Source organism: Kribbella hippodromi (assembly GCF_039531045.1).
In the GTDB taxonomy this organism is placed as follows: Bacteria; Actinomycetota; Actinomycetes; order Propionibacteriales; family Kribbellaceae; genus Kribbella; species Kribbella hippodromi.
The window spans coordinates 356,927-368,277 of record NZ_BAAAPH010000003.1; the positions used below are offsets into that span (position 1 = coordinate 356,927).

Consider the following 11,351-nt stretch of genomic DNA (forward strand, 5'->3'; position numbering starts at 1 on the left):
TCTCCCTACTTGAGTCCGCTACTCGACACGGACTGGACGAAGTACCGCTGGAAGCCGGCGATGACCACCAGCGGGATGACGGTGAGGACGACGGCGCCCGCGAAGACGAGACCGTAGTCGGCGAAGTTCTGGCCTTGCAGGTTGGACAGCGCGACCGGACCGAGGATGTGCTTGGCGTCGGTGCCGATCAGCAGCGGCCAGACGTACGACTGCCACTGGAACAGGAACAGCATCAGCCCTGCGCCGATCAGGGCCGGCTTGGACAGCGGCAAGTAGATCCAGCGGAAGACGCCGAACCAGTTCAGCCCGTCCAGCCGTCCGGCTTCGACCAGTTCGGTCGGGATGCCGAGAAAGAACTGTCGCAGCAGGAAGATCGCCATCCCGTTGCCGATCCCGGGTAGTACCAGGCCGGTGAACGTGTTGGTCAGGTGCCAGTCCCGGAACATGGTCGACAGTGGAATCGCGATCGCGTCGAACGGCACCAGGAAGCTCAGCACCACCACGCCGAACACCAGCCCGCGGCCCCGGTACTGGAACGCGGACAGTCCGAACGCGGCCGATGCACAGACCGCCAGGCCGATCGCCACCGTCGCGACACTGACCAGGATCGAGTTGAGCGTCGCACGGCCGATCTCACTGCTCAGCAGGGCCGAGTAGTTGCGCAGCGTCGGCCGCAGCTCGAAGAACGTCGACCAGGACAGCGGGTTGAGGTGGGCGAACGTCTCCGAGCCGGGGCGCAGTGAGTTGGTGACAACCCAGAGCAGCGGCAGGAAGAACAGGATGCCGACGACACCGCCGAGCACCGACAGACTGACGCGCCTCACTGGTCACCTCGCAACAACCGGAATTGACCGGCCACAATGGCCAGCGTGAGCGCGACCAGGATGACCACCTCGGCCTGCGCGACATAGATGTCGCCAAGCGCGTACGCCCGGTTGTACACGTCGTACATCAGGAGGTTGCTGTTGCCGTTCGGTCCGCCCTTGGTGAGGATCTGCACCGGTGCGAACACCAGCAAGTTGGAGACGGTGTCGGCTACCAGTACGAACGCCAGCGGGCGGCGCACCAAGGGCAGCGTCACCGAGATCATCCGGCGCCAAGCACCTGCACCGTCGAGCAGTGCGGCTTCTCGTACCTCTTCCGGTACTTCCTGGATGCCCGCGATCAGGAAGAGCATCCAGTACCCGACGCCGATCCACGACAGCAGCACGATCAGCGACGGCAGTACCTGACTGGGCGAGGTGAGGAACGGCTGAGCGGAAATGCCGAGCCGTTCGAGTACGCCGTTCGCCAGACCGTCCGGCCGGTAGATGACGCTCCAGATCACTGCGGAGACAGCAGGTGGGGTGGCGATCGGCAGGATCACCAACGTACGCCAGAGGCGCGACCCGGCCGCCTTCTGAGTGAACAGAACGGCCAGCAGGAACGACACCACGACCTGGATCGGGTTGACCAGCACGGTGAAGAGCAGTGTCACGCCGACCGACTGCCGGAAGTCCTTGCTGGCCAGCAGGTCGCCGTAGTTGCTCAGCCCCGCGAACACCCGGCCACCGCGCAACAGGCTCTCGCTGTAGAAGCTCTCGACCACCGCGGAGATCGCGGGCACGATCCGCAGCACGGCGAGGCAGAGCAACGCGGGCGCCAGGAAGGCAAGGGCGATCAGCCCCTGCCGGCCCTTGCGTTCCTGGCGACTGCTCACTTGATCGACTTCCAGGCCTCGGTCAGCTGCCGGGTCGCCTCCTGCAACCGCGCGTCCGGGTCGCTGCCGTTGCGGATGTCCGCGAACGCCTTGCCCATCACTTCCTCGAACTGGATGTACCCGACGCTCACCGGCCGCGAGACCGCGGTGTGCTCACTCTGGTCCGAGGTGATCGCCGCGGCACCGGCCGTCTTGGCGCCGGAGAAGCTGTCCATCTTCGGGGTGTACTGCTTCTGCGCCTCGACGTTCGCCGGGATGATCGTCGTCGTACTCGTGGTGGCCAGGTTGCCGGGCGGATCGAGCGTGGCGAACTCGAGGAACTTGCGGGCCATCCCGAGTTGCTTGGACGCCGGGTTCAGGCCGAGCGACCAGGAGCCGGTCGGGCTGACTGGCTTGCCGCCCTGGAAGTACGGCAGCGGCGCGACGCCCCAGTCGATCTTGGAGCTGCCGAAGATCTTCAGGTCCCACGGGCCGCCGACGAAGAACGCGACCCCACCGTTCGCGAACACCGGGCCGGTCTGGAACCCACCGATCCCGCGGGGCGACAGACCGCTCGAGTACGTCTTGCCGTACCACTGCATGGCCTTCTTCCAGCCATCGGTCTCGACCGCGGGCGTGAGTGCGTCGTCGCCCTCGATTCCCGATCCGCCGCCGAGCGACTCGGCCAGCGGCTGCAGCTGGTAGTACGCCTCCGGCTGCTCCATGAACAGGCCGTACTTGGTGCCGCCGGACTGCATCGCCTTCCGGCCGGCGGCCTCGACCTGCTCCCAGGTCCAGCGCTGCTGCGGGTCGGCGGCCGGCGGCGTCACCTTCGCCTTGGCCAGCGCGGTCTTGTTGTAGAAGAGGTACTGGGTGGAGTTCCACATCGGCAGCGACCAGAGCTTGTCGCGGAAGTGGTTGGTCTTGTACGCCGCCGCGCTGAACGACGTCTTCACCTTCGCGTCGAGATCACTGAGGTCGACCAGGAACCCCTTCGCGGCCAGCTGGGACACCCGCGGCTCGTCGACCGTGTACACGTCGATGCCGGTGTCCTTCGCGCTCAGCCGCTGCTGCATGGTCGCGTTGAACTGGTCGAACGGGATCTGGGTGTAGTTCACCTTGATCCCGGGGTTCTTCGCCTCGAAGGCCTTGATCACCGGCTGGTAGGTCTCGGCGTTGTCGGTGCCGGCGAAGTTGACGGTCCCGGTGGCGGGACCGGAGTCGGTCGCGGCCGGGGTCTCGGACGAGCCACCACATCCGGCCACCAGCAGCGCGGTGGCCACCAGGGCGGCCGGTACTGCGAAGAGGTTCCGCCGCACGGCGCTCCCCTTTCCACGAACGGCCGGAGTCCCGGCCTGCAGGGTCTAAGCGGTTAGACTCTAAGCGGTTAGACAAAGGGTGTCCAGCAGGTGTTACCGAGCTGTGCCTGTCCTCAAGGGCCGAAACGCACGAAGACCCCCGTCCAGACGGACGGGGGTCTTCTACTCTGGTAGCCCCGACGGGATTCGAACCCGCGCTACCGCCTTGAGAGGGCGGCGTGCTAGGCCGCTACACAACGGGGCCAGAGGTGTGTCAGCCGGGCTTTTCAGCCCGGGCAACGAGGTTGAACTCTACCGATTTTCACCGGTGCGGTCCAATCCGCTGGGGTACTAGGACTCGAACCTAGACTAACTGAACCAGAATCAGACGGGCTGCCAATTACCCCATACCCCAAAGGCATTTTCACCGTGCTGGGAGTTTGTTTCCGCCCTCATCAACCCGGCTCGGAGAGCTTACCCGAGGCAGGGACCGAGGAGCAAAACGGGCCCCCGCCCGCGCGTTGTCACTCCCGTCACACCTGACTCTTCACACCCGGTGACGTCAGGTTGAGCCGGCCCGCGATCCAGAGTGCGGCGGCGCCGAACGCGGCGAACTTGAGCACGTCGACGGTCACCAGCGACCATGGCGCGTCCTTGACTCCGAGGCTCGCGCCGACACTGTTCGTCAGCGCCGCGAACACGAACGTGACCACGTTGTTGGCGGCGTGCCCGGCGATACCGGCCTCCAGCCCACCGGTCCGGACGACCAGGATCGCGGCGACCAGACCGAAGGCCAGCCGGTCCACGAACAGCGCCGGACTCTGCCAGGGCCAGATCCCGTGCGCCATCGTGAACAGGATCGAGGTGGTGAGGACGACGACGACCGTGCTCCGGGCCAGCGCACCCATGGCCTGCAGCATGTAGCCGCGGAAGTAGTACTCCTCCCCCGCCGCCTGGAACGTCGAGGTGAGCAGCGTGACCACGATCACCGCGATCACATCCGGTGCCGCACCGCCGCCGTGCCGTTCGCCGGTCGCGAGCTCGATGTTGCCGACCTGGACGACGACGAGCGCCAGCAGCTCGATCACGATCGCGGCCAGCGCGAACCAGGCCAGCGGCCGCCAGCGCAGGCCGCCGGCCACCGAGGACAGCAGCCCTGGTGGCTGCCGGTTCAGCTTGCGGGCGACCAGCATGCTGAGCGGGATCAGGACGATCAGCGAGAGGTTGGTGGCCAGCAGCCCCAGCCAGGAGATCGTGCCTTCCGGGTCCTTCCGGATCGACACCTGGATGGTCACGATGATGACCGTCGCGAGCATCCAGCCGACCAGGATCGTCAGCGCACCGAGCACGACGTACCCGCGCGGCGCCTCCGGCACCCGGAGCAGGTCTTGGTACCTCGTCCGGCCCGGGGTGACGTCACGGGCCTTCGTCGGCATCGTCATGACGTACGCCGGGCCAGCTCGAGCCGGTGCAAGGACTTCTCCCGGCCGAGCAGCTCCATCGACTCGAACAGCGGTGGCGAGATCCTTCGGCCGGAGATCGCGACCCGGACCGGGCCGAATGCGTTCTTCGGCTTCAGTCCGAGCCCTTCGATCAGCGCGGCCCGCAACGCGGCCTCGATCGCTTCCGTGGTCCACTCGACGTCCGCGAGTGCCTTGGCAGACACGTCCAGGACGGTGCTCGCGTCGCCGGTCAGCACCTTCGCTGCCGCGTCCGGATCGATCGTGAACGAAGCATCGTCGACGAACAGGAAGCCGAGCATGTCGACCGACTCGGACAGCATGTTCATCCGCTCCTGCACCAGCGGCACGGCAGCATGCAGTACGGCCAACTGCGCTTCCGTCGGCTGCTCCGGCAGCAGCCCGGCGCCTGCCAGGAACGGGATCATCCGCTCCGCGAACTCGTCCCGCGGCAGCATCCGCATGTGCGCGGCGTTGATCGCCTCGCACTTCTTCGGATCGAACCGCGCCGAGTTCGAGTTCACCTTGCGGATGTCGAACGCCTCGACCATCTCCGCCATCGTGAACACGTCCCGGTCCTCGGCGATCGACCAGCCGAGCAGGGCCAGGTAGTTCAGCAGGCCCTCGGGCAAAAAGCCGCGCTCGACGTACTCGGTCAGGCCGGAGCCCTTGTCCCGCTTGGACAGCCGTTTGTTGCCCTCACCCATCACGAACGGCAGATGGCCGAACCGAGGCGTCCGGCCGCTGCCGACACCGATCTCGGCAAGCGCTTCGTACAGGGCGATCTGCCGCGGCGTCGACGACAGCAGGTCCTCGCCGCGAAGTACGTGGGTGATCTCCATCAGCGCGTCGTCGACCGGGTTCACCAGCGGGTACAGCGGGTAGCCGTTCGCGCGGACCAGTACGTAGTCGCCGAGGTTCTCCGGCAGGAAGGTGATCTCGCCGCGGACCAGGTCGTCGAACACGATCGGATGGTCGGGCATCCGCAGCCGCACCACGGGGCGCCGGCCCTCATCCACGTACGCCTGGAGCTGCTCGGGTGGGAGATCGCGGCAATGCCCGTCGTACCCACTGTGCTGACCGGCCGTCCGAGCTGCCTCGCGGCGCTGGTCGAGCTCCTCCTGCGAGCAGTAGCAGTGGTACGCCTTGCCGGCCGCGAGCAGCTTCGTCACGACATCGGCGTAGATGTCCATCCGCTCGGACTGCAGGTACGGCCCGAGCTCGCCGCCGGCCTCAGGGCCTTCGTCCCAGTTCAGGCCGAGCCAGCGCAGCGCGTCGTAGGTGTAGCGGTAGCTCTCTTCGGTGTTGCGGGCGGTGTCGGTGTCCTCGATCCGCAGCACCAGCTTGCCGCCGTAGTGCCGCGCGAACGCCCAGTTGAACAGCGCGCTGCGGATGTTGCCGACGGTCAGCAGCCCGGTCGGCGACGGTGGGAACCGCACCCGTACCTGGCTCGGCTCTAGCTCGCCCAGCACATCGCTGCCGGAGCGGTCAGTCACGCACGATCACCTTGTTCGTCAGAGTTCCGATTCCTTCGACGCTGACCGATACCTCGTCTCCGGGCAGCATCGGGCCGACCCCGGCCGGCGTACCGGTGAGCACCACGTCGCCGGGCAGCAGCGTGGTGAAGGAGGTGATGTAGGCGAGCACCTCGGGGACGTCGAAGATGAACTGCGACGTCCGCCCGTCCTGCTTGGGCTCACCGTTCAGCTCGGTGCTGACCCGCAGGTCGGACACGTCCAGCTCGGTGCTGATCCACGGGCCGAGCGGGCAGAACGTGTCGTACCCCTTGGCCCGGGCCCATTGCCCGTCGGACTTCTGCAGGTCGCGGGCGGTCACGTCGTTCGCGATCGTGTAGCCGAAGATCACCTCGCCGGCCCGCTCCTTGGGCAGGTCCCGGCAGATCCGGCCGATCACGATCGCGAGCTCGCCCTCGAAGTGCAGGTCGTTCGTCTGCTCCGGGTACACGATGCCGTCCCGCGGGCCGATCACGCTGGTGTTCGGCTTCAGGAAGATCATCGGCTGCTCGGGGACGTCGTTGCCGAGCTCGGCGGCGTGGGCCGCGTAGTTCCGGCCGACGCAGACCACCTTGCTGCGCGGGATCACCGGCGCGAGCAGCCGCACGTCCGCGAGCTGCAGCTTCTCCCCGGTGAACTGCGCGGACCGGTAGAGCGGGTCCGAGTCGAGAACGTTGACTGTACCGACGAGTCCCTCGGGGTCGTCGGTCTCGACGACGCCGTACTTGGGCTCGTCGTCCACGGAGAATCTGGCGATACGCACGGGCCGAGCCTACTAGCGTCCGGTGATGAGACAGTTGTGCGGTGACGTATGAGATCCGGCTGGCGCGGGAAGCCGAGTACGAGGCCGTGGGTGAGCTGACCGTCGACGCGTACTCCCATGACGGTTTCGTTCGTGGTGACTACGCGCTGACGCTGCGTGCTGCCGCCGACCGTGCCGCCAAAGCCGAGCTGTGGGTCGTGGCGGACGAGTCCGGTCTGCTGGGCACTGTTACTTACTGTCCGCCCGGCTCGGTGTACCGCGAGATCGCGCGGGACGACGAAGGCGAGTTCCGCATGCTCGGTGTGGCCGGGCGGGCGCGTGGCCTCGGCGTCGGTACGGCGCTGACCGAGCGGTGCATCGCCCGTACGCGTGAACTCGGGCAGCGGCGGATCGTGATGAGCAGCGCCGAGTACATGACCACTGCCCACCGCCTGTACGAGCGCCTCGGTTTCACTCGCCTCCCCGAACGCGACTGGTCTCCGATTCCAGGCATCAACCTGTACGCGTTCACGCTCGAGCTATGACCATCACTCTCACGTTGGGCGAGTGGTCTTCGTACGCCGCCTCGCACGCTGCCCGCGTGGATGCATTGCTGTCCGGCCACCTGGACCGCCGGCGTCGCCGGGAAGCTCATCCGGTCGAGGACTTCCTGTTCACGTACTACCCGATCCGGCCGAATCAGCTGCGCGTGTGGCATCCCGGACCGGGCGTACGGCTGCTTGATGCGGCGTCCTATGCGGAGCGGCGCGGCTATCGGGTCGTTGATGGCGTTGCCTCGCTGGACAGTGCGGAGATCGCTCGTCGTACCGACAGCATCAGGTGGATTCGACGGCTGTTGGCTGCCACGCTCGATCGGCAACCACAGTTCGGCTGTTTCGGGTTGCACGAATGGGCGATGGTTTACCGGACACCTGAGGTACGCCATGCGGCTTGGCCGTTGCGGTTGGGAGCCTCAGGCACCGATCAGGTGGTCGAGTCGCACAAGATCGGCTGCTCGCATTTCGACGCGTTCCGGTTCTTCACCGACGAGGCGCGACCGCGGAACACGCTGCAGCCGACGCGGGAATCACAGCCGCTGCTGGAGCAGGGCGGCTGTCTGCACGCGAACATGGACATTTACAAGTGGGCTGGCAAGCTGATGCCGTTCACGCCGAGCGCGTTGCTGCTGGAGTGCTTCGAGCTCGCGCGGGACATCCGTACCCTGGACATGCGGGCGTCGCCGTACGACCTCGCCTCGCTGGGGTACACGCCGGTGCGGATCGAAACTGCCTCGGGCAAAGCCGATTACACGGCCGCGCAGCGTGGGTTCGCCGATCGAGCGCGGCCGCTTCGCCACCGGCTCGTGGAACTCTGCGACGAACTTCTCGGCTAGCCTGCGGGTATGGGAAAGATCGTCGCCATCGCTTTTGCCGCGCTGTTGATCGCGATCGGTGGCGTGTGGACGTTTCAGGGGCTGGGTTATCTCAAGGGCAGCTCGATGACCGGCAGCACGCTGTGGGCGACTGTTGGGCCGATCGTGGCGGCGTTTGGGGTGGCGCTGATCTATGTGGCGTTCCGGGGGCCCAAGAAGCGCTGAAAGTTCTACTGCTTCAGGGCTTTGAGGGCGAAGAGAAGTGGGATTCGAGGGGCGCTGTCGGGGAGGCGCCACCAGCCGGTGGGGGTTTGCTGCATGGTGAACCAGCGGGGCCATGGAAGGACTTCGGACTCGCGCAGCGTCGTGATCTGGAGGCCGGCGGTCGCCAGCGTGGTGGTGAGTTCGCCCAGGCCGTGCCGCCATTCGTAGCTGGTCTGGCGGCCGGGGACCACGTCGCCGGTGTAGGTGACGGTTGAGTCGTGTGCGATCGGGCCGCGTCCTTCCAGGTAGTCGGCGCGGAGGATCAACTCATCGGTCTCACCGGGCAGTGACACCTCGCGGAGCGCGTTCAGCAGCGGGTGGAACTCCACGATGTAGAGCATCCCGCCGGGCCTGAGCAGGTCCCGTACGACCTCGGCCCACTGTTGCAGATCGGGCAGGTAGCACAGTGCGCCCTTGCCCGTGTACACGATGTCGAACTGCTTGTTGTGAAGGGCATCCACCGCGTCGTACACATTGGCGTGCACGTACTGGATGTCCGCCCCCGCACCTTGAGCGATCCGCCGCGCTTCAGCCAGCGATGCCGCGGACAGGTCGAGGCCGGTGGTCCGCGCGCCGCGCTGCGCGAAGGCGATCGTTTCTGTGCCGAGATGACATTGCAGGTGCAGTACGTCGCGGCCGTCGAGCTCGCCGAGGTCGGTCCACTCGTAGTCGGCGAACCAGAAGTCGGCCGGACGGTCGTAGAAGTCGCTCGCCGCATGCAGTGGTGCGCGGGCGTTCCAGTCGGCTTCGTTGGCGGCTACCTGCTGCTGGGTCTGCTCGTCCAGGGTCACCTACAGCAGTCTGCCGCTACTTGCGGCACTTGTTCAAGGTTTGTGGATAAGCTTGAATATACACATGGCACGTGTGGAGTTGCACCGGTGGCCCGGTCATCCGGACGGGTTCACTCGGGCGGAGCGGCTCGGCGGGTCGTACGAGCTGTACTTCCCGGATCCGTTGACCGGCCGTGCGTTCGACCTGAGCGACGACGTACTCGCGGTACTGGAGGATGCCGCCGGCGATCTCGCCCGCTTGGACGCGACGGCCGCCGTACTGACGAACAGCGAGGCGCTGGCCCGGCTCCTGCTCCGCGCCGAAGCGGTCGGGTCGTCGCATATCGAGGGCCTCGTCGTCGGTGCACGCCGGCTGCTGAAGGCCGATGTCCTGCGTGATCGGGCCCGCGATGTCACCGCCGAGGAAGTGCTCGGCGCGGTCGACGCGATGACCTGGGTGACCGAATCCGTCCAGGCCGGCGACAAGCTCGAGGTCGAGCACGTACTCGAGGCGCACCGGCAACTGATGGCACAGTCGCCGACCCCGGAGTACGGCGGCGAGATCCGCTACCTGCAGAACTGGATCGGCGGCCGCTCCCCCGCCGAGGCGTACTACGTGCCGCCGCCCGCGCACCTCGTACCCAAACTTTTGGCCGATCTGATGACATTCGTCCGCGAGTCGCCGCTGCCCGTGCTGGCGAAGACGGCGATCGCGCATGCGCAGTTCGAGACCATCCACCCCTTCGCCGACGGGAACGGGCGGACCGGGCGGGCGCTGATTCACCTGATCCTGCGCGCCGAGGGCCTCGTCGCGCGGACGGTACCGCCGGTGTCGCTCTCGCTCGCGACTCATGCCGCGGAGTATGTGGAGGCGCTGACCGCCTTCCGGTATGTCGGCCGCGCGACGACCGCGAAGGCACGCGCGGCCGCCAATCCGTGGCTGCGGATGTTCGCGATGGCGTGCACCCATGCGACCGCTGAAGCGGCCCGCTTCGAACAGACCGCGACCGAGCTCAAGGACGCCTGGCGGGAGCGCGCTAACCCGGTTCGCGCGGGCTCGGCGACCGAACTGCTGATCGAGGCGCTGCCCGCCGCGCCCGTCCTCACCCTGGCCGCCGCGGCACGACTCATCGACCGCTCGCAGCAGGCCGCGAACCAAGCCCTCGCCCGCCTGGTCGAAGCGCGCATTCTCCGCGAGGTCACCGACGGACGCCGCAACCGGGTGTACGAGGCGCCGGAGCTGATCGATGCCTTCACCCTGCTCGAACGCCGCTTCGCCAGCCCGGCCGCCGACACGGGTATCGAGCCACCTAGCAGACCTGTCCCGTCAAGGCCAGGACCGACACGCGGATAGCGATCATCGCGGTTTGACTTTCCGTCCCGGTGCAAGCAATGATTCGAACACATGTTCGATCGTACAGGGGAGATGTGATGTCGGAGGCGTTCGACTGGGACATCCTGCACCGGCCGTCGGCAATGGCGATGGTCCGTGGCCAGCTCGGGTTCAGCTGGATGGTGCTGTCCGGCCGGCTCGCCCGGTTGACCGACGAGCAGTACTTCTGGCGGCCGAGCAGCGAGGCCCTGACCGTGGTCCGGCGGCACTACGCCGGGCAGTTCCGGTCGCTCGGGTCCGGGGAGTGGGTCGCGCAGTGGCCGGACGAGCCGGATCATCGCGGTCCACGGACGATCGCCTGGCTGATCGCGCACCTGACCGAGACGTTCTTCGAGCGCTGGGAGTGGACCTTCGGCCCGAGCCGGCAGGGCCGGGCGGACATCACCCTGCACGGCAACGCGCAGGACGCGGTCGCCTGGCTGACGTACTGGGTGGAGACCTGGCAGCAGGCGATCGCCGCCCTGGACGAGGACGAGGTGATGACCGTCGGGCTCAGCCAGGCGAACGAGCTGGACGCGAGCGAACCGTTCGGCCACGTCGTGCTCCGGCTGAATCGCGAGCTGATCCACCACGGCTCGGAGATCATGACGCTCCAGGATCTGTACGCGGAAGCCGCGTGAGGATCACAACATGTATGCCGCGCGGCGTGGCGTTACCACAAGATCTAGTTTTCGAGGCCTAGCATCGCTGGTGCTGGTGGTTCGAAGCGGCCTACACCACAAGATGTGGGATCTTCGCCACCGGCGCGTGTACCGCCGGTGCACGCGGTTCGAGACCTCGCGGAGCGGGTCGCAGGGCGTGACGGCAGTGTTCCCGGCCGGTGCTGCCCGGTCCCGTCATGCGCCCGTCCGCCTGGTCCC

At 67.0% G+C, this 11,351-nt stretch carries 12 protein-coding genes and 2 tRNA genes; 5 read left to right on the forward strand and 9 right to left on the reverse strand.

The genetic code is table 11. The annotated features are described in order from the left end of the window. Nucleotides 1–5: 5 nt before the first annotated feature. The 8 genes from ABD260_RS06615 to ABD260_RS06650 form a co-directional block, all read right to left on the reverse strand. Complete coding sequence (locus ABD260_RS06615) at nt 6–824, reverse strand: carbohydrate ABC transporter permease (RefSeq protein WP_344232445.1); 819 nt, start codon at nt 822–824, stop codon at nt 6–8. Further along, nucleotides 821–1,699, reverse strand: a complete 879-nt coding sequence (locus tag ABD260_RS06620; protein WP_344232446.1) for a carbohydrate ABC transporter permease — start codon at nt 1,697–1,699, stop codon at nt 821–823. The genes ABD260_RS06615 and ABD260_RS06620 overlap by 4 nt, the downstream gene beginning before the upstream one ends. Beyond that, entirely contained in the window at nt 1,696–2,997 is a 1,302-nt protein-coding gene (locus ABD260_RS06625; protein ID WP_344232447.1) for a sugar ABC transporter substrate-binding protein, read from the reverse strand. The genes ABD260_RS06620 and ABD260_RS06625 overlap by 4 nt, the downstream gene beginning before the upstream one ends. A 168-nt stretch (nt 2,998–3,165) precedes the next feature. Further along, a tRNA-Glu gene (locus tag ABD260_RS06630) sits at nt 3,166–3,241 on the reverse strand. Nucleotides 3,242–3,319: 78 nt separating this feature from the next. After that, nucleotides 3,320–3,391 (reverse strand) — tRNA-Gln (locus ABD260_RS06635). 118 nt (nt 3,392–3,509) lie between these two features. Continuing rightward, nucleotides 3,510–4,412 carry a CPBP family intramembrane glutamic endopeptidase gene (locus tag ABD260_RS06640; RefSeq protein WP_344232448.1) on the reverse strand — a complete coding sequence of 301 codons (903 nt, stop codon included), beginning with the start codon at nt 4,410–4,412 and terminating at the stop codon, nt 3,510–3,512. Nucleotides 4,413–4,414: 2 nt separating this feature from the next. Next, the gene (gene gltX, locus ABD260_RS06645) at nt 4,415–5,932 is read right to left on the reverse strand and encodes a glutamate--tRNA ligase (protein WP_344232449.1); all 1,518 of its coding nucleotides are present in this window, start codon (nt 5,930–5,932) and stop codon (nt 4,415–4,417) included. Then, nucleotides 5,925–6,713 (reverse strand): fumarylacetoacetate hydrolase family protein, encoded by a 789-nt coding sequence (locus ABD260_RS06650; RefSeq protein WP_344232450.1) that lies wholly within the window; start codon nt 6,711–6,713, stop codon nt 5,925–5,927. Before ABD260_RS06650 ends, gltX begins: the two co-directional genes overlap by 8 nt. Nucleotides 6,714–6,754: 41 nt before the next feature. Here ABD260_RS06650 and ABD260_RS06655 point away from each other — a divergent pair, with 41 nt between their 5' ends. Genes ABD260_RS06655 through ABD260_RS06665 form a run of 3 tightly spaced genes read left to right on the forward strand, consistent with a single transcriptional unit; the run spans nt 6,755 to nt 8,289 of the window. Beyond that, complete coding sequence (locus ABD260_RS06655) at nt 6,755–7,237, forward strand: GNAT family N-acetyltransferase (RefSeq protein ID WP_344232451.1); 483 nt, start codon at nt 6,755–6,757, stop codon at nt 7,235–7,237. Beyond that, nucleotides 7,234–8,085: a 3-methyladenine DNA glycosylase gene (locus tag ABD260_RS06660; protein WP_344232452.1), complete on the forward strand. Its 852-nt coding sequence runs from the start codon at nt 7,234–7,236 to the stop codon at nt 8,083–8,085. Before ABD260_RS06655 ends, ABD260_RS06660 begins: the two co-directional genes overlap by 4 nt. Before the next feature lie 9 nt (nt 8,086–8,094). Further along, nucleotides 8,095–8,289 (forward strand): hypothetical protein, encoded by a 195-nt coding sequence (locus ABD260_RS06665; protein WP_184830640.1) that lies wholly within the window; start codon nt 8,095–8,097, stop codon nt 8,287–8,289. Between the two features lie 5 nt (nt 8,290–8,294). On the opposite strand, the gene ABD260_RS06670 is transcribed toward ABD260_RS06665, so the two are convergent. Beyond that, nucleotides 8,295–9,119, reverse strand: coding sequence for a class I SAM-dependent methyltransferase (locus tag ABD260_RS06670; RefSeq protein ID WP_344232453.1), 825 nt, complete (start codon nt 9,117–9,119; stop codon nt 8,295–8,297). Nucleotides 9,120–9,183: 64 nt separating this feature from the next. Between ABD260_RS06670 and ABD260_RS06675 the strand changes: the two genes are divergently transcribed. Both ABD260_RS06675 and ABD260_RS06680 read left to right on the forward strand, forming a co-directional pair. Continuing rightward, nucleotides 9,184–10,452: a Fic family protein gene (locus tag ABD260_RS06675; protein ID WP_344232454.1), complete on the forward strand. Its 1,269-nt coding sequence runs from the start codon at nt 9,184–9,186 to the stop codon at nt 10,450–10,452. 77 nt (nt 10,453–10,529) lie between these two features. Next, entirely contained in the window at nt 10,530–11,111 is a 582-nt protein-coding gene (locus ABD260_RS06680) for a DinB family protein (protein WP_344232455.1), read from the forward strand. Nucleotides 11,112–11,351: the final 240 nt, after the last annotated feature.